This window comes from Oceanobacillus iheyensis HTE831 (genome assembly GCF_000011245.1).
Lineage (GTDB): Bacteria > Bacillota > Bacilli > Bacillales > Amphibacillaceae > Oceanobacillus > Oceanobacillus iheyensis.
In genome coordinates this window covers 1,760,793-1,778,502 of record NC_004193.1, presented here as the reverse complement: position 1 = coordinate 1,778,502, position 17,710 = coordinate 1,760,793, and the positions used below count along the sequence as shown (strand labels likewise).

20 protein-coding genes and 1 pseudogene are annotated in these 17,710 nt (G+C 34.3%); 10 read left to right on the top strand and 11 right to left on the bottom strand.

The features are described 5' to 3' along the window. Positions 1-4 precede the first annotated feature (4 nt). The 5 genes from OB_RS08950 (at position 5) to OB_RS08930 (ending at position 2,947) form a co-directional block, all read left to right on the top strand. On the top strand, positions 5-232 hold the full coding sequence (locus OB_RS08950; RefSeq protein ID WP_011066136.1) for a YozE family protein: 228 nt from the start codon (positions 5-7) through the stop codon (positions 230-232). A 221-nt stretch (positions 233-453) separates the two neighbouring features. Further along, complete coding sequence (gene vrrA / locus OB_RS08945) at positions 454-993, top strand: VrrA/YqfQ family protein (protein WP_011066135.1); 540 nt, start codon at positions 454-456, stop codon at positions 991-993. Positions 994-1,072: 79 nt separating this feature from the next. Continuing rightward, entirely contained in the window at positions 1,073-2,032 is a 960-nt protein-coding gene (msrA, locus tag OB_RS08940; RefSeq protein ID WP_011066134.1) for a peptide-methionine (S)-S-oxide reductase MsrA, read from the top strand. A 39-nt stretch (positions 2,033-2,071) separates the two neighbouring features. Beyond that, positions 2,072-2,275, top strand: a complete 204-nt coding sequence (locus OB_RS08935) for a DUF6501 family protein (RefSeq protein ID WP_011066133.1) — start codon at positions 2,072-2,074, stop codon at positions 2,273-2,275. Positions 2,276-2,395: 120 nt separating this feature from the next. Further along, positions 2,396-2,947 (top strand): histidine phosphatase family protein, encoded by a 552-nt coding sequence (locus OB_RS08930; RefSeq protein ID WP_011066132.1) that lies wholly within the window; start codon positions 2,396-2,398, stop codon positions 2,945-2,947. Here OB_RS08930 and OB_RS08925 read toward each other — a convergent pair. Continuing rightward, on the bottom strand, positions 2,938-4,128 hold the full coding sequence (locus tag OB_RS08925; protein ID WP_011066131.1) for a M14 family metallopeptidase: 1,191 nt from the start codon (positions 4,126-4,128) through the stop codon (positions 2,938-2,940). The genes OB_RS08930 and OB_RS08925 overlap by 10 nt on opposite strands. 132 nt (positions 4,129-4,260) lie before the next feature. Here OB_RS08925 and OB_RS08920 point away from each other — a divergent pair, with 132 nt between their 5' ends. Beyond that, positions 4,261-4,500, top strand: a complete 240-nt coding sequence (locus OB_RS08920) for a 4Fe-4S dicluster domain-containing protein (protein WP_011066130.1) — start codon at positions 4,261-4,263, stop codon at positions 4,498-4,500. A 105-nt stretch (positions 4,501-4,605) separates the two neighbouring features. Continuing rightward, positions 4,606-6,135: an FAD-dependent oxidoreductase gene (locus OB_RS08915; RefSeq protein ID WP_011066129.1), complete on the top strand. Its 1,530-nt coding sequence runs from the start codon at positions 4,606-4,608 to the stop codon at positions 6,133-6,135. Positions 6,136-6,312: 177 nt separating this feature from the next. Here the strand turns inward: OB_RS08915 and OB_RS08910 are convergent, their stop codons facing one another. The 6 genes from OB_RS08910 to OB_RS08885 all read right to left on the bottom strand — a co-directional run bounded on the left by OB_RS08910 (position 6,313) and on the right by OB_RS08885 (position 9,340). Next, on the bottom strand, positions 6,313-6,930 hold the full coding sequence (locus OB_RS08910) for an LAGLIDADG family homing endonuclease (protein WP_231847030.1): 618 nt from the start codon (positions 6,928-6,930) through the stop codon (positions 6,313-6,315). 315 nt (positions 6,931-7,245) lie between these two features. Beyond that, the gene (locus tag OB_RS08905) at positions 7,246-7,572 is read right to left on the bottom strand and encodes a DUF3221 domain-containing protein (protein WP_011066127.1); all 327 of its coding nucleotides are present in this window, start codon (positions 7,570-7,572) and stop codon (positions 7,246-7,248) included. An 83-nt stretch (positions 7,573-7,655) separates the two neighbouring features. Continuing rightward, the gene (locus OB_RS08900; protein ID WP_011066126.1) at positions 7,656-7,847 is read right to left on the bottom strand and encodes a hypothetical protein; all 192 of its coding nucleotides are present in this window, start codon (positions 7,845-7,847) and stop codon (positions 7,656-7,658) included. A gap of 19 nt (positions 7,848-7,866) precedes the next feature. Further along, positions 7,867-8,274, bottom strand: coding sequence for a hypothetical protein (locus OB_RS08895; RefSeq protein WP_011066125.1), 408 nt, complete (start codon positions 8,272-8,274; stop codon positions 7,867-7,869). A 175-nt stretch (positions 8,275-8,449) separates the two neighbouring features. Then, positions 8,450-8,830, bottom strand: coding sequence for a hypothetical protein (locus OB_RS08890; protein ID WP_011066124.1), 381 nt, complete (start codon positions 8,828-8,830; stop codon positions 8,450-8,452). Between the two features lie 51 nt (positions 8,831-8,881). Then, the gene (locus tag OB_RS08885; RefSeq protein WP_011066123.1) at positions 8,882-9,340 is read right to left on the bottom strand and encodes a GNAT family N-acetyltransferase; all 459 of its coding nucleotides are present in this window, start codon (positions 9,338-9,340) and stop codon (positions 8,882-8,884) included. A gap of 144 nt (positions 9,341-9,484) precedes the next feature. On the opposite strand from OB_RS08885, the gene OB_RS08880 reads away from it, so the two are divergent. Then, a complete protein-coding gene (locus OB_RS08880; RefSeq protein ID WP_011066122.1) occupies positions 9,485-10,357 on the top strand; it encodes an SDR family oxidoreductase in 873 nt (290 codons plus the stop codon). A gap of 45 nt (positions 10,358-10,402) precedes the next feature. Here OB_RS08880 and OB_RS08875 read toward each other — a convergent pair whose 3' ends face one another. Next, complete coding sequence (locus OB_RS08875; protein ID WP_011066121.1) at positions 10,403-12,418, bottom strand: copper-translocating P-type ATPase; 2,016 nt, start codon at positions 12,416-12,418, stop codon at positions 10,403-10,405. Between the two features lie 217 nt (positions 12,419-12,635). Between OB_RS08875 and OB_RS08865 the strand changes: the two are divergent. Beyond that, positions 12,636-13,539 (top strand): annotated as a pseudogene (locus tag OB_RS08865) (IS30 family transposase). Positions 13,540-13,603: 64 nt separating this feature from the next. Here the strand turns inward: OB_RS08865 and OB_RS08860 are convergent. Beyond that, on the bottom strand, positions 13,604-13,912 hold the full coding sequence (locus tag OB_RS08860) for a hypothetical protein (RefSeq protein ID WP_011066120.1): 309 nt from the start codon (positions 13,910-13,912) through the stop codon (positions 13,604-13,606). Between the two features lie 415 nt (positions 13,913-14,327). Between OB_RS08860 and OB_RS08855 the strand changes: the two genes are divergently transcribed. Further along, the gene (locus tag OB_RS08855) at positions 14,328-14,897 is read left to right on the top strand and encodes a biotin transporter BioY (RefSeq protein WP_011066119.1); all 570 of its coding nucleotides are present in this window, start codon (positions 14,328-14,330) and stop codon (positions 14,895-14,897) included. Positions 14,898-15,886: 989 nt separating this feature from the next. On the opposite strand, the gene OB_RS08850 is transcribed toward OB_RS08855, so the two are convergent. Both OB_RS08850 and OB_RS08845 read right to left on the bottom strand, forming a co-directional pair. Further along, entirely contained in the window at positions 15,887-16,759 is an 873-nt protein-coding gene (locus tag OB_RS08850; RefSeq protein WP_231847012.1) for a DUF2705 family protein, read from the bottom strand. Beyond that, on the bottom strand, positions 16,746-17,669 hold the full coding sequence (locus OB_RS08845) for an ABC transporter ATP-binding protein (protein ID WP_011066115.1): 924 nt from the start codon (positions 17,667-17,669) through the stop codon (positions 16,746-16,748). The genes OB_RS08850 and OB_RS08845 overlap by 14 nt, the downstream gene beginning before the upstream one ends. Between the last annotated feature and the right edge of the window lie 41 nt (positions 17,670-17,710).

Here is a 17,710-nt window from a genome sequence, read left to right as displayed (position 1 = left end):
ATAGATGGAACAAACATTCTATCAGTTTTTAATGACCTATCGAGGTAAGCTGGAGAAAGATGATAATTCAGAACTTGCGGAATGGGCATTTCGTAATCATAATTTCCCTAAACATTCCAATACCTACGATGAGATTAGTAATTATTTAGAATGGAATAGCCCATTTCCAAGTGCAACAGTAACCTTTGACTCTTTATGGAATGAATACGAATGGAAAAAAGCAGCTTATTAAATAGCTGCTTTTTTTATTGTCTAAATAACATCGACCAAAATTCAAACAAACGTTTGATTAATTTTTCACTTTTTCGACAAATAAGTTGTTTTTAAATGCTAATTTTTGTATATTATGCCATTTTATGCGGTTTCCCGGGAAATGTTCTTATCCAAGCCTACACATTATATAGTGCAAATGCGTATTCTATAGGTAGAACATCATGATAAGGGGGGATAAGTATGGTTTTTCCACCACAAGAACGACAACGTCAACAACAACTACCTTTTGGACCTATGCATCCGCATCCTCAACAAAACAGGAATCCATTTTTAAACAATAATCAAATGAGTGGTAGAAATAATTCTAGAGGCATTGCTGGTTTATTATCCTCTTTTGGTGGAGGAAAATCAGTAGGTGGAGTGGGAGCGGCTTCCTCAGGTGGTTTACAAACTTTATCTAAAACCTTAGGAGGAGTACAACAATTTTTAGGAATATTACAATCCACAGCACCATTAATTCAAGAATATGGTCCAATGGTTAAAAATCTTCCTAGTATGTATAGAATGATGAAAGCTTTTAAAGAGCTTTCCAATGAAGATGAAGAAACTTCTAATAACTCACTAGAAAATACAGATCATCATGCACAAGAGGACATACTTAAGACTGAAGATAAAAGTACAGGTCATTTTGAAGACGAACAGAAAGACCCAAATACCAATCAATCCAAGCCCGAAGAAGGAAAGAAATCAGGTTTATCTACTCCTAAGTTATTTATATAATGCTTCGTGCTTGATTTTTTTTATCAAAAAGGGAAAAATAGGGATAAATCGATATATTAAATACGATTGGAGGAATTACATGTCTAAACAAACAGAAATAGCTACATTTGCAGGAGGTTGCTTCTGGTGTATGGTAGAGCCATTTGATCAACGACCAGGTGTTATCGATATTCGTTCTGGTTATACAGGGGGACATGTAGAAAATCCAACCTATGAACAAGTGTGCACGAATACAACAGGTCATGTCGAAGCAGTACAAATTACATTTGATCCTGAAATAATGCCATATAAAGAATTGGTAGAGACATTTTGGCAACAAATTGACCCTACAGATGCTGGTGGCCAATTTAATGACCGTGGCGAGTCATACCAAACAGCTATCTTTTATCATACAGAAGAACAGAAAAAGATAGCTGAGGATTCTAAAAAAGCATTAGATGAGAGCAATCGTTTTAAGATGCCCATAGTGACTCCGGTTCTCCCAGCAAAACCTTTTTATGAAGCTGAAGAAGGTCACCAAGATTATTATAAAAAACGGAGCTTTCATTACAGAATGTATAAAAAAGGATCAGGAAGACAAGATTTTATTAAAAACAATTGGCAGAATACAATTGATAAAAATGAATTAAAAGAGAAGCTAACTCCGATTCAATATCATGTTACTCAGGAAAATGGAACTGAACGCCCATTTGACAATGAATACTGGAACAACACACAAGAAGGTATTTATGTTGATATTATAAAAGGAAATGTTTTATTCTCATCTAAAGAACAGTATGATGCTGGATGCGGTTGGCCAAGCTTCACGAAACCCGTTGACCCTTATCAAATAGAAGATAAGGTAGATAAAACACATGGAATGGTACGTACAGAAATTCGAAGCAAGCAATCAGATTCACACTTAGGACATGTTTTTGAAGATGGGCCACAAGATAAAGGTGGACTTAGATATTGCATGAACTCTGCCGCGATGCGTTTTATTCCAAAAGAAAAAATGGAAGAAGAGGGCTATAGCAAATATCTGTATCTATTTAATTAACCATAATAATAATATGTAAACTAGAGAGGGCGAAACTTGATGATTCACTTAAATTGGGAAGACAGACCAACAATGAAACAAATTGAATGTGTGCATGCGGACGCAAAAAAATTTATTGTAAATAATAAATTAACACCAGGCAAACGTTATGATGTGAAAAATGAAACAGAAGAGTTTTATTTTGTAATTGATAATAGCAACCGCATGGCAGGTTTTCATAAAGAATACTTCAAAGAGTTGTAAAACAGGGGGACAACCCCTGTTTTTTTATTATAAGTAGTTCCATAAATGGTAAACTTTCTTTGTTTTTCATGGTATACTGATGAAGTAACGTAATATTTAGAATAATGAGGTGGCTATGCTATGAAGAGAATATATTTCATTCGACACTGTTCTGCAGAAGGACAACATCCTGACGCTCCTTTAACAAACCTAGGGTTGCAACAAGCAAATGAATTATCATTATTTCTCCAAAATACGAATGAATCGTTCTGCGGCATATGGTCAAGTCCTTATTTGCGAGCTATAGACACAATAAAACCGTTTTCAAACTATCTAAATTTGGAAATAAATATTGATGATCGTTTAAAAGAACGGGTCTTATGCGCAGAGCCAACAGAGGATTGGATGGACGCATTAAAACAGTCTTTTGAAGATCCAGAATTCTATTTGCCAGGCGGTGAATCCGCATCTACACTTTTACAAAGAGCAAACGCAGTTTTAACCCCTTTAATAAACAATCCTAAATTAACTAATATTATCATCGTCAGTCATGGCAATATATTATCTCATTTATTTCATCAATTTAATGGTGATTTTGGTTTCGAAGATTGGAAAACACTTGGAAATCCTGATGTATATGCATTAGATATTAATTCTAGTACTAACATGAAATTAACACCTATTTATAAATAAAGGTTTGCTATTAGTATCCCTAAAGTTTCCTCATAGATTTCATCAAATTGACTAATCGGTAGTGGGTTGGTTCCTTGACCTAATTCTAATGTAAAACCAGGACGCCTGTATTCCTGTATAAACCAATCTTTATATCCAGCATAACTATCTACATACTGTATCGGGATATATCCACTTACTCTTTCAAATTCTGTTACAATCGTTAAAGATTCAGGCGGTTCTAACCCTTCAAATCCCCAGAAAATTACTTCTCCTTGGGTATGAAGTGCATTTATTCTACTAAAATCACGATCCCTAGTTAGTTCTGCGATAGCGATAGCTTCTGGCTCTGTAAGTGGGGCATAGCCTGGAAAATCTCTAGGTTGTGGCGAAGTAGGTTTTCTTTCTGCTTCCACATCCCATAAGGCCGGATATTGATTATTTAAATCTACGCCTCGTATATTTGCTTTCCAATCGGAAAAATCAGTGTTTTGATTATTAATTTCCAATACAGACTCTCGAAATTCTCCTGCAGCATCAGCACCTAAGACTACCAGATCTACACCATCAGGATTAACCATCGGCACAATCGATAATTGCGTTTGTTGATAAAACGGCAACATTGGTAAGCCACGGATTGCTGTACCGTTTGTTAATGCAAGTACGTATTCATTTATGAACTTCATTAATACCGGCGTTGTAATCCATTCGTTGGCATGGAATGAGCCATTCATATGCACTTGTTTCGATCCCGCCCCAATCTGCAATTCTATAATATCTTTTCCTAATACAGAATTTCCTATATATCTCTGTTGAATAAATGGATATACTTGTTGTAACAATATTAAATCTTGTATAAATTTTTCATACGTATATTGATCGATATCATTTACAAGTAAATCCTGTATTTTTACTGGAATTAATAAGGTTTGACCAGGTTGCAGGTTTTGTGGATTAACATTGGGATTTAAAATCTCAATACTATCTATTGGAAGTTGATACCGACTAGCAATTGACCAATAACTGTCACCAGGTTGTACATTATATTCATTTATTATAAATCCCGGAATTTCCAGTGATTGACCAATTGTTAAAGATGCAACGTTTATATCAGGGTTTGATGTTTCGATTAGTATTAGTGGCACTTGAAATAATTGACTATAATACCAGCTAGTGTCTCCCGCTCGAACAGTAATTTGCATGTGTAAACTCCTTTCATACGGCTTTATATATGTTATGATGCGGTTGGATAATGAATGATTCATTTATTTTTTAGTCATAATAAGGTATAATAGATAATATCTGACAATATCGGCAAGAAGGAGGAATAATTCGTGGCTTTTGTTATTACGTCACCTTGTAAAACTGAAAAAGCAGGAGAATGCGTCGAAGTTTGTCCTGTTGATTGTATAGAAGAAGGCAAAGATATGTTCTACATTGAACCGGATATCTGCATTGATTGCGGTGCTTGCGAAGCAGTATGTCCTGTAGAAGCAATATATATGGAAGATGAAGTACCAGAAGAAGAAAATGAGTATATTTCATTAAACCGTCTATTTTTTGAAAATCGATAAATATTACTAAAAAACCTTTTTTCCATGTGAAAAAGGGTTTTTTTTGAGTAAAGAACAATTAGAAGGGAATGATATTACATAAATTCTTGAATAAGGAGACCAATAATGAAAGAACAATCATTGTCATCCGCAGAACCGTTATGGAGAAAAAATATTGAGCTTCCTCAATTTGATAAATTGCAGCAATCTGTGAAAACAGATGTTTGTATAGTTGGTGGTGGAATAACCGGAATCACTACTGCCTATTTACTAGCAAAAGAGGGAGTTAAAGTAACACTGATTGACGCAGATAATATATTAAATGGAACAACTGGGCATACAACAGCAAAAATCACAGAACAACACGGATTAGTATATGATGAACTGATTAAAAACCTGGGGAAAGAAGTTGCATTAAACTATTATCAAGCTGCTAAAGAAGCGAATGATTTCATAAAAAATACGATACAACAACAAGATATATCTTGCGGTTATGAGGAACAAGACGCCTATTTGTATACGAATGATTATTATTATGTAGATAAAATTGAAAATGAATTCAACGCATATAACAAATTGAATATTAACGCTGAGCTAGTTGATACCTTACCGATTCAAATTCCCATAAAAAAAGGGTTAGTAATGCCTGGGCAAGCTCAATTTCATCCATTAAAATACTTACATTTCTTACTTCGTGATGCAATTAATAACGGACTAGAGGTTTATGAACATACGGTTGCTATGGAAGTAGAAAGAAATAAGCACACAACAGTTATTACAAAAGATGACCATCGTATTACTTGCAATTACGTTGTTTCTGCAAGCCACTTTCCATTTCATGATAGTGAAGGATTATATTTCACACGAATGTACGCAGAACGTTCCTATGTAATTGCTGGGAAAACTGATACCAAAGTAAAAGGAATGTATATTAATGTTGAATCTGCTACACGATCTGTACGATCGGTAACCATTGATAACGAGGATTATATATTAATTGCTGGTGAAAATCATCGTGCTGGACAAGGAAAATCATCTATAGGGCATTACGAGGAGTTGCAAGCGTTTGCAAAAACATATTTTGATGTAAGCCATATAGCTTATCGATGGTCTGCACAGGACCTTACTACTCTAGATAAACTTCCTTATATTGGTCCGATTACAGACGGGGACCCAAGTATTCTTATAGCAACCGGTTATCGTAAATGGGGCATGACAAATGGAACATTAGCCGCACATGTATTAGCAAGTTATATAATGAAACATGAAAATAATCGATACCGTGAATTATTATCACCAAGTAGATTTAAGGCTGATCCAATGGTAAAGAAGTTATTTACCGTAAATGCAAATACAGCGAAGGAATTCATAAAAGGAAAGTTTAATTTTACTGGTGATACAAAAGTTGACGAATTAAATCAAGATGAAGCAACGATTACGCACAATAAAGGATCTAGAATTGGTGTATATAAAGATAAACAAGATAATATTTATAGCGTTGATACAACTTGTACACATCTAGGATGTGAAGTAAATTGGAATCAAGAAGATCGAACTTGGGATTGTCCGTGTCATGGGTCTAGATTTAATTACACAGGAGAAGTTATTGAAGGCCCAGCAAAACAACCATTGAAAAAAGTATCCTTAGATGATTAAACAATAATAAAGTCTGTAAAAATAAAATTATTAATTCTACTAGTTAATTTTTTAATCTTGTCTCACTATCCAGAGTTTACTTTGATTATGAGACAAGATTTTGTTGTTTTTCATTTACTTCCTATAATAAATATTATGTCTACTAGAAGAAATAAAACGAAATATTGATTATTTTATTTATGATTTACTTCTTCTCTCTTTAAGCGCATTTTTATGTAGTTTAATTCCTATGTCTTTTAACTGATCCAATGGCAAAGTTTCTCTTTGAAACGCTTCATATTTTCTTTCTAAATATAAACCTTTATTTTTATACATCCATTCAGAGAACAATCGGATAGTATTTGATTTATTAGGATAAATACCATGAATCTCGGTTAGATCTTTCTTAAGTATTCTACTGTTGATACTTAAAATATATACTCCTGTATTTTCATTTTTATAAATCGGTTGATTGGATGCTAATTCATCTCTTATCTGTTCTAAAATATATTTCTCCTTCTGAGCTAAACTAACAAACTGAGCACCTTTCGCTACAGTTCCATCTGCTATAAAGAACCCTAAAATATAGGCCATATTATTTGACCATGTCTTAAAATAGTCTTCGTTAAGTCTGTATTTTCTTTTCCAACTTCCTATAGGTCTCATTTCAACATTATTATCTTTTAAAAGCATTCTAATATATCTTGATGAAACATTAGCTGCTTTTGCAATCTCAGTAGTACTCTCTCCCTTTAAATATAACCTTATTATTTCTTCCGTTTCTAAAAGTCTTTTCCTAGGCCGTTTACTCACAATACCCTCTCCTTCCAACTACTATAACAAGAATATACGTTCCCATAATTATATCATTTATTAAGTAGTCTGAAAATATACAATCTAACAATATATTCTGTGTTTATACAGGGTAGTACCAGCGGAGTTGACACCACCCGCAATAAGGGAACGTCATGGTAATAATAACCGGAAATTCTTATCTCTTTCTTCCGTTTCAATTGAAATTTTTCTTTTTCTGTAAGGTACTGACTCAATTATGTTAAGTAACTTTTTAAAATGTTCCTCGCTATTTCTTAACAAATCTTTTTTTAAGACAGGATAATATCCCCTCTTATACTATTTTTTGATGCTTGTTATCTCCTTTGCAATAGCTTGTTCCGGGTAAGATGCCAAAATATCTCCATCTAATTTCACTTTTACATAGTCACCAGGTTTGAACTCTTTGTCACCGTCATACCTTAAGCTAATTAATGATACATTTTCATCTATTAACTGTTGGATTGATTTATCTTGCGATTCCTCATACTCTTCCTGCGTCATACCATCAGAAAAATAAATATCATTGTCTTCTATCCCAACAATATAACCTGTTAGATTATTAGAGCATCCGATTAATAGCATTATGCAGAAAAATACGGTTAAAAGAATGATTTTCCTTGTCATACTATCAATTCCTCCTTACTAACCACAAAAACAGAACAAACGTTCCCATCCCTAAAAATCGGCACTTTGTTGAAATATTCCGTCTAATCCAACTGTTTTGATACAATGAAAATTAAAGTACTAATGATGATTGGCAGGATGATAAACAAAAATACCGATGTAGTAATAGTTAGTGTTCCTAAAGTGAAATACAAAAATGCTCTACCAATGATGTACCAAAGAACCGCTAAAACAAGGATAAATACAGTAATATTTATTATACTTTGTTTCATCATTACTCCAATACATCCTAACTCATACTTTGTCACTCATTCTATATGAAGTTACTTCTATAATAGGTGCTTGTTTTCCTGCGCTTTTAAATTTGAATATATCACAAAAATAGGTTAACTCATTGTTCGATGTATACGTTCCTTTAACTGCCGCTTCTTTTCCATGTGTGATAACAGACTCTATATTTAATTCTTCTATATCTTTATGTCGTTCTATTAGCCAAACAAATATGCTCTCCGCTCCTTCTACGGATGTATTTTGAATTTCTTTCCATGTTATTGCAGGAGATACGACTTGGTTAAGATTATTAGATCGACTTTCTAATATATTGGCATAAAATTGAACGAGTAATTCTTTTCTTGGTGCGTTATTACATCCTCTTGGAAAGTATAATACTTTGCCATCTATTAACTCTGTTTTCTCTGACATTTGAATTCACCTCATAATTTTGTGTCCAGTTTAGTGTTAATTCCATCGTGATATTTTAAATTTATTCCTTTACATACGGACAATACATGCTATGGCAATCAGTTTTCTATTCTATAAAATCGCTTACTTCCATTTGCCATCCGTATTATAGTTTACATAATATAATTATGATCAATTAATTGATAAATGGTAATTTCGGACGTTCATCTCGATAATCCGAATACATTTCACTGTATTTCTCTACTTTTGTACAACGATCATCTTCACAACTAAATAAATGTTTATTTTTATTCGTAAACACGAATATATTATAATGATAAGGGAATACTCCTCCCTTATTCCGGTCTACAGAAGTTTTAATACTAATAATTTGTTCATTTTCACTGATATCTCTATACTCGTTCGAATTAATTGCCTTTACTACCATTTCTCCAAGAATAGTTTCATCTTCTTCATTTGCTACATACCATTGATCTATTAACAACTGCTTCCCTAAAAAATAAATGTTTATACAAAGACTAACAATAAGTAAAGTTATAAATATTTTCTTTTTCAATAGTTGGTTACTCCTTATAGTTTACTTGTATAACCAAATAACACACTTACATTAGTAACCGCTATCTTCAACAAATAATTCCATAATTAATTCTCCCTCTGGATCTGTCTCCCCTGTTAGCACAAATCCATACTTCTCGTATAATAGTTTTGCAACATCATTCGTAGGTATAATACTTAATTTTATCGATTTTACTTGATATTTCATTTTTATATAATCCAGGATTAACGGTATATATTGATGTGCATACCCTTTCCCTTGGTGTTCTGCAGCAATCATAAACCGATCAAACCATGCGCTTTGTTTTTCCTGGGAATGAAATCCTACCATTGCATACCCTATAGGTGTATCATCATCGTACAATCCTAAAGAAATTGTATATTGTTCAATAAAACTTTCCGCTAAACAATATGATACACTCTCCACTAAATGTTGTTGGTGAGATGCAACTGTTAACGTTGCGATCTCTCTCCAGTTTTCTTTTGTGACCTCTTCAATATATACATTCATCGTAAAATAACTTCCTTAATCTTTTAATTATTCCAACATATCTATTATAATTAATAATAACATGGTTCACCAATATTATTTTATCCCTTTTGAAACTTTAATAATACGGGTATAGACTTTTATACTAAACAAAAGGAGAATTGCATGCAAAATAAAACGATAATAGTAACCGGCGCAAACACTGGAATGGGATTAGCAACAACGATAGAACTTGCTAAAAAAGGTATTCATGTAATTATGGCATGTAGAGATACTAAACGCGGTAACGAAGCAAAAGAAAAAGCAATGGAGGAAAGCAACTCAACGAATATCTCATTATATCAATGTGATTTAGGTTCTATGGAAAGTATATCTAAATTTGCAGATCAAATAAAAGAAGACTTTGACAAGATTGATGGTTTAATCAATAATGCGGGTGTTGTTTCACTTAAACATACCAAGACTGAAGATGGATTTGAATCAATGACTGGTGTTAATCACCTCGGTCATTTCTTGCTGACTCACCTTCTCTTAGATGTGTTGAAAAAATCGGAACAAGCTCGAATTATTAATGTAGCTTCTGGGGCCTATAAAGCTGGAACGTTAGATTATAATGATATGCATTTTAACAATCGTTCATTTAATGTAATTAAAGGTTATGGACAGTCTAAATTATGCAATATACTCTTCACACTTGAATTAAATAAACACCTAGAAGGTACCAATGTATCAACGTTTGCCCTACATCCTGGAGCGGTATCGACAAGTCTCGGTGTAGACAGACAGACGGGATTTGGTGAAAAAGTACATCTTCTACTTCGTCCCTTCTTCCTTACATCAGAAGAAGGTGCGGAAACTGCTATATATCTTGCCACAGAACCGAAAATTGATCACCTTTCAGGCAGATACTTTTATAAGAAAAAATTACAGCCGACAAAATATAATAAAGTGAATGAAGATGAAGCTAAAAAATTATGGGACTGGAGCATTAAAGAGCTCGGAATGGAGCATAAAGCTATTGAAGAAGTTGCACCATAATACAAATAGAGCTATCTCCTATTGTGAGATAGCTCTCTATTTGTATTATTTCATATTTAACGTTCTAGCATTGATCGCTACAATAATTGTACTTAGTGACATGAGTACCGCTCCAACAGCAGGATCTAATACAATCCCCCATGGGGCTAATATACCTGCAGCTAATGGAATCGCAATGATATTGTATCCTGCTGCCCACCATAAATTTTGAATCATTTTATGGTAAGTCAATCGAGATAATTCAATGATAGAAACAACATCTTTGGGATCACTGTTGACCAATACGATATCAGCACTTTCCATGGCAACATCTGTACCTGCTCCAACTGCTACACCTAAATCTGCATTCGCTAATGCAGGAGCATCGTTAATCCCATCACCAGTCATTGCGACTCGTTTATTTTCCTGCTGCAGCTGTTGTATCTTATCTGCTTTTTCATGTGGTAGCACCTGTGCTATTACTTCATCGATACCAATTTGGTTTGCTACACCTTTCGCTACTTTCTCGTTATCACCTGTAAGCATTTGAGCATGGATACCAAGTTCATGTAAACGATTTATCGCTTCTTTGGACGAGTCTTTCACCTGATCAGCCAACGCAATCATACCGATGAACGAATCCTGTTTTACTATAAAAATAACTGTTTTCCCCGCTTCCGATAACGATTGAAATTTATGTTTATCAAAAGCGATATTTTCCTTTTCCATATAGCCTGGGCTGACTGCCAGAATTGATTCATTGTTTAATACCGCTTTTATTCCTGCTCCTGTAATAGAATCGAATTCATCAGGCGATTGAATATCAATATTCCTATTTTTCGCTTCATTCAAAATCCCTGTTGCAATGGGATGTTCAGACTGTGATTCTACCGAAGCTGCGATTCGTAACAATTCTTCTTCGGATTGTTCGCCTTCCGGAATGATATCTGTGATCCCAAATGCGCCCTTCGTTAATGTGCCTGTTTTATCGAAAACAACTGTATCAACATTCCTAGCATCTTCAAAACCCATTCTATTTCGAATAAACAAGCCTTTGTTAGCAGATAAAACAGTGGATCGAGCTACAACTAATGGAATTGCTAACCCTAATGCGTGTGGACATGAAATGACTAATACCGTAACCATTCTCGTAGTTGCTTCTGCAAGTCCATATCCTAATAGGAGCCAAATGATAAATGTAAGGATACCAGCAATAACAGCTACATAAAATAGCAATTTTGCCGCACGATCAGATAGCATTTGTGTTTTGGATTTGCTTTCTTGTGCTTCTTTTACTAATTGAATGACTTGAGACAGATAGCCTTCTTCATTCGTTTTTGTAACTTCTACAGTTAACGAACCTGATGTATTAATGGACCCTCCGATTACTTCATCTTTAACAGATTTCTCAACAGGTACAGATTCTCCTGTTAACATCGACTCATCTATGGAAGACTTTCCTTTAATGATCACAGCATCTGCTGGAACTTTCTCACCTGGTTTAATTAATAGATGATCTCCCGTTTGTAAGTGAGATATGGAAATCGTTTCGGTGTTACCTTCTGTATCTATTTTCACTGCTTCTTGTGGCATCAAGTCTGCGAGCGCTTCTAGAGATTCTGAAGCTTTATTGATAGATTTCATTTCAATCCAATGGCCAAGAAGCATGATCACAATCAACGTCGCAAGCTCCCAAAACAAGTCGTTACCATCGATACCAAATACAGTGGCAGCACTATAAATATAAGCAACAAAAATGGCAAAGCCAATAAGTGTCATCATCCCGGGAGATTTTTGTTTTATCTCATCAAATAATCCAGTTATAAATGGCCATCCTCCGTAGAAAAAGATAACAGTTGCAAGAATGAATTCGACCCAATGATCTCCACTAAAAGATAATGTATAACCAAAGAACATTTGAATCATATCAGATAAAATAATGACTGGAATGGCTAAAAAGAAAGAAATAAAAAATCGTCGTTTAAAGTCTGAAATCATATGTTCATGGTGATCTTCATGACCATGGGATCCATAATTTTGATGGTCATCTGTACTGTGGTTATGGTTATGTTCATGATTCAAATTTATCCCTCCTCACTCTCCAATATACCCCACTCAGGTATTTGATAAACAAAATAAAAAATCTCTTCCTCCTTTAATATCTAGAGGAAAAGATTTTTATATACGACGAATTGTAATATTAAGTGCAACACCAAAAAAATGTGGTTAAAATAAAACAACCCATAACAGCTTCGTGTAAAATGTCAGTAACTACACAAACAATTCACGGAGGGCTGTTATGAGCTACAAACATCTTACCACATTTGAACGAGCACGTATAGAAACGTTATATGATCAAGGAAAATCTATCCGTACCATCCCCGAAAAACTAGACCGTTCACCATCTACTATCTCAAGAGAAATAAATCGCAATCTACAAGATGATTCGTATACATCTGAACATGCGCAAGATAACTATATTCATCGTAGATCACATTAATGAAAAGTTAGAACTCACGTGGTCACCAGAACAAATTGTAGGTCGTCTATTTCAAGGATCTATCAGCTTTAAAACCATTTATCGTTGGATTTACAAGGGATTGTTAGTGAACCATCAATTACAGGTTCTTCGCCATAAAGGAAAGCGTCAGAAACCACAAGAAACACGTGGACGGTTTAATATTGGCACATCGATTACGAAACGCCCCAAAGAGGTTAGAAAGCGAGAAACGTTTGGTCATTGGGAGCTTGATAGCGTCGTATCAAGCCGCGGAAAAAGCAAAGGATGTTTTGCAACATTTGTAGAGCGAAAAACAAGGTGGTACGTAGCATTTAAAATGCCTAATCGAACTTCCCTCTCTATGGAACAAGCTATCCGAACGTTAAATGAACGATTACCATCAGGAGCTTTTCAAACCGCCACGGTAGACAGAGGTAAGGAATTTGCTTGTTATAAAACGATTGAGGCAGAAACCGACATTGAGGTGTATTTTGCGGAACCTTATTCTTCATGGCAACGTGGCAATAATGAGAATGCAAATGGGTTATTACGAGAGTTTTTTCCTAAGAAAACCGATCTGGCTAAAGTTTCAGACCAAGAACTAGAAAATGCACTTACACTGATTAATAATAGACCAAGAAAATGCTTAAACTGGAAAACTACACATGAAGCTTTTCAGGAAGAACTGTTGCACTTAATTTGACAAACTGTTATACCGAAAAATGGTGACAACTAATAGCTGGTATTGCCGCACTATACCATCCAATCTAGTCAAGATTATTTGACTTTTTTTGTATAATATTTTGTAGCTTTTTTCGGTACCTATTCTGGAAAAGCTTCTTATCAATTTTCTTACTATCAAACTTTCCAATGGCCTCACGTACATCTTTGTCGTGAACAATCAGTTGTTTATACTCTTTATCGTTTAACAACTCTTGAAACCATTTATATTTCTTTAAATGACTACTGTTTCTGCCTATGTCCTCCTCATTAACCGCCATTAAAGACGGCAAATAAAGACCCAGATTCAAAAATACGATTAAACCGAATATAAAAATGTAAAATAAAAGTTCCACATTATACCCCCTCGTTTAATTACGGATTTGCCACTATAAATGTTTCGCAATCTGACTCTTATGTATGGAACGATCGCCAAGTCTTATTCTGGAATGGCGACCGGTTGCTGCATAAATCAAATAAATGGTTCTTAAGCTAGCAAAATCATTAATTAAATTTATAATAACATACCACGAGAGAAACAGTTGAATAACTTTGATGAAGTATCATATCAAGGGGGTGCAACTTCAACTCCTATATTTTCATTATCAGAAACAATACCTATTGAAACTTTACTTTGAAATAAGTGTTACTTTTTTTTAATGATCGATATGTAGAACATTATAATTGAAATTGTAAACTATATAATTGTAATGGTTGACAATTACTCGCTCTACGATTAGAATAATTTTTAATCGAAGGGGGACGTTTACATTGAATCGACAAAGTAATAAATTGAGAATTATGCTTAAAATCTCTATATTTGCCGCAATAACTGCAATACTTGCACAGGTGGAAATTCCCCTTCCGCTTATTCCAATCAGTGGCCAAACACTGGCAGTAGGGATTGCAGCAACTATTCTTGGAAGCCGTCAGGGTTCATTGGCAATGGTGCTCTATATGGCGATTGGAATGGTCGGCCTTCCTGTATTCGCTGGATTCAGCGGGGGATCACAGGTGCTTGTAGGCCCTTCAGGTGGGTATATTTTTGGGTTTATAGCCGCAGCATACGTTACTGGTCTCATTTTGGAAAAAACAAGGTTTACAATCCCCATGGCTGTCATCGCAAATATTATGGGAATGTTTGTAACACTAGTTTTTGGTACTATTCAATTGAAACTTGTATTGGATCTTGAATGGACTGCTTCCTTGGCTGCCGGAGTATACCCGTTTCTTGCTGTAGGATTCATTAAGGCATTTCTAGCCAGTTGGATTGGCATTGTTGTCAGAAGACGCCTTATACAAGCAAAACTGCTTGGAGATATGCCAAAAGAAATTGCATAAGTTATGACACTAATTGAATAAAATAGATTCAATTAGTGTCACTTTGACCGATAATTTAGACTTATTAAAGCGTTAATTGCATAATCCTGTTATAAAACTCAACTACCTTTACATAAGAAGTTTAGCTGTGCTTGTTCCATAAAAGGTTTCACTACACTGTCGTAATAATCTCATTCTCTATCTGCAGATTTGTTGTTTTTTTGTGCGCGATTAGTATAGTTAAGTACCTCATCAAAGAGGAATATGATTTGAAAGTGTTGCCCTTCATCTGTTTAGAAAAGGAACTTCGTTGTTTCCATCTTGAACTGAATAACTATTATTTTTCTTTTTAATTTTGGTCTATATTATTTTCATTTTCACAACTTATGAGTATCAATTCCAGTATAAAAAATGACGTAAATGTGGGGGGAAAACCTTCACGATAACTTAGCCCCCCTTGATTTTTTTATAATACCTTTTTACTTTCTATGGTTTTCTCTGGATAAGGTTCTACCAAAACAAAAGGTCATGTTCTTCAACAATCTGGCTCTAAATGGCAAATTGAGCTCCTTCTTTATTCCAAAATTGCATCCGTTTGCTGCACTATACCATCCAAACTAGGCAAGATTATTTGACTTTTTTTGTAAAATATTTTGTAGCTTTATTCGGTACCTATTTTGGAAAAGCTTATTATCAATTTTCTTACTATCAAACTTTCCAATGGCCTCACGTACATCTTTGTCGTGAACAATCAGTTGTTTATACTCTTTATCGTTTAACAACTCTTGAAACCATTTATATTTCTTTAAATGACTACTGTTTCTGCCTATGTCCTAAGTGCCCGTTTGGGGAACAAATTTTGATTAAAACCACATTTTATTTTAAAAATCCTTTATCTACCCCTTATTTATTGTAAAAATAATAGTTCAACATATTGAACTTGAATGTTGAACTATTATTCTGTGGTTGCTATAAATATGTTATTGTTCTATCAACATGGCAAGAAACGTTTAATTCCCTGCAACATCTCTTTTCGTAAATGAAAACCATGAAATAGCTATAAAAATAATATAGTAAATAATTAACATCGTGATCGAAAAGCCTAACGTCATTCCTTCAATATACGGAGTACCATTTGCGGTATACTGGTCTAAATCCATATTTAAGAAGAGAATATATTTCGCCCAATCATATTGGCTTAAAAAGAATGCGATCATTTGATTCGAAAGAAGTAAAAAGATTGAGATCCCGATTGCCATTGCACTACTTCGGAACAAAGTAGATATCGTAAATGCTAAAGTAGTTATGAGAATAAACGAAGCACTACCTAATACCATTTCCTTTTGTATTTGGGATAAGTAGGTAGTTTCTGTGAAACTCATCCCAGATTCGACAATTAAAGCAGGATTTGCCCCATTTATTCCAAACAAAATTAAACCTATGATAAATGAAGAAATTATCATAAATGCCATAATCGTAATAGCAAATAAGAATACAGAAACATACTTAGATAATAAGATTTTCGCACGTGTACTAGGGCGTATTAATAAGAGTTTAATCGTTCCCCATTTAAACTCGTTCGATATAATACTCGACGCAATAATGATTGTAAATAAGCTTATAACGGATATAAGAAACATATTTTCATACATATAGGCCCAAGCATCATATGCTGGCACTTCTCCTAGTGTATTCATATAATATTCGTGTAACGTTGGTTGATAATCCGAGCTAACTACACCTTCTTGACCAAAAATTTTACTAATTAATGCTCCTCCGACAACAAATATCGTAAGGAGAATATACATTACCCATGTAGATTTTAAATGATAGAGTTTGATTTGTTCGTTTTTCACTAGATTAATAAAATTACTCAATGACATTCTCTCCAATCAGTTCAAAGAATTTATCCTCGAGAGACCCTTTTACTTGTTGTACTTCATAGACAAGTACTCCTTGATTAAGTAGTTCCTTTAAAATAGATGGGATTTCATCCCGTTCACAATTAACTGTAATAGAGTCTGTTTCTTTATGAAGTGATAATGAATCTTTACCGGAAAGAATTTCTTGCGCTTTATCAGGGCTATCTGTAGTGATTTGTATCACTTGTTTACTATTTTCTTCATTCGACTCATTTCGTACAGATTCAACTGCAATTAGTTCTCCATTTTTAATAATACCAATTCGATCACACATTAATTCTATTTCAGTTAATAGATGACTAGATACAATAACCGCTACATTTTCTTTTTCAGCAAGTGCACGTATGTATTGTCTTATTTCTCTAATGCCCGCTGGATCTAATCCATTGGTAGGTTCATCTAAAATTAAAATAGATGGTCGATGCAATAAAGCCTGTGCGATGCCTAAGCGTTGACGCATACCTAAAGAATAACGTCCTGCTTTCTCGTGAATTGCCTTTTCTAAACCTACTAATTGGATCACTTCTTTTATTCGCTCATCCGTTACGTCTGGCATCATCCGAGCAAATTGTTTTAGGTTCTTCCATCCAGATAGAAATGGATACATCTCAGGATTTTCTACAATTGCGCCAACTTCTTTTATAGCCTCCTTATAATCCGATTGTATGGATTTCCCTTGAATCAATACTTCTCCTTCTGAAATACTCATCAAACCAACCATCATACGTATGGTTGTCGTTTTACCCGCTCCGTTGGGTCCTACGAATCCAAAGACCTCTCCTCTTTCAATGGAGAAATTCAACCCTTTGATAATTTCTTTATTCTTAATTTGTTTCGAAAGATTCTTTAGTTCCATTGCTGCTTTTGTCAAAATGATACCTCCTAACATTTCCTACAATCTTTCATACGTAA

Bases quoted from the DNA above. Each gene is read 5' to 3' on its own strand.
- OB_RS08930 (WP_011066132.1), top strand. From the start codon at position 2,396: ATGAAGAGAATATATTTCATTCGACACTGTTCTGCAGAAGGACAACAT.
- OB_RS08905 (WP_011066127.1), bottom strand. From the start codon at position 7,572: ATGACAAGGAAAATCATTCTTTTAACCGTATTTTTCTGCATAATGCTA.
- OB_RS08900 (WP_011066126.1), bottom strand. From the start codon at position 7,847: ATGATGAAACAAAGTATAATAAATATTACTGTATTTATCCTTGTTTTA.
- OB_RS08895 (WP_011066125.1), bottom strand. From the start codon at position 8,274: ATGTCAGAGAAAACAGAGTTAATAGATGGCAAAGTATTATACTTTCCA.
- OB_RS08950 (WP_011066136.1), top strand. From the start codon at position 5: ATGGAACAAACATTCTATCAGTTTTTAATGACCTATCGAGGTAAGCTG.
- OB_RS08935 (WP_011066133.1), top strand. From the start codon at position 2,072: ATGATTCACTTAAATTGGGAAGACAGACCAACAATGAAACAAATTGAA.
- OB_RS08850 (WP_231847012.1), bottom strand. From the start codon at position 16,759: ATGTCATTGAGTAATTTTATTAATCTAGTGAAAAACGAACAAATCAAA.
- OB_RS08885 (WP_011066123.1), bottom strand. From the start codon at position 9,340: ATGAATGTATATATTGAAGAGGTCACAAAAGAAAACTGGAGAGAGATC.
- msrA (WP_011066134.1), top strand. From the start codon at position 1,073: ATGTCTAAACAAACAGAAATAGCTACATTTGCAGGAGGTTGCTTCTGG.
- OB_RS08925 (WP_011066131.1), bottom strand. From the start codon at position 4,128: ATGCAAATTACTGTTCGAGCGGGAGACACTAGCTGGTATTATAGTCAA.
- OB_RS08880 (WP_011066122.1), top strand. From the start codon at position 9,485: ATGCAAAATAAAACGATAATAGTAACCGGCGCAAACACTGGAATGGGA.
- OB_RS08915 (WP_011066129.1), top strand. From the start codon at position 4,606: ATGAAAGAACAATCATTGTCATCCGCAGAACCGTTATGGAGAAAAAAT.
- vrrA (WP_011066135.1), top strand. From the start codon at position 454: ATGGTTTTTCCACCACAAGAACGACAACGTCAACAACAACTACCTTTT.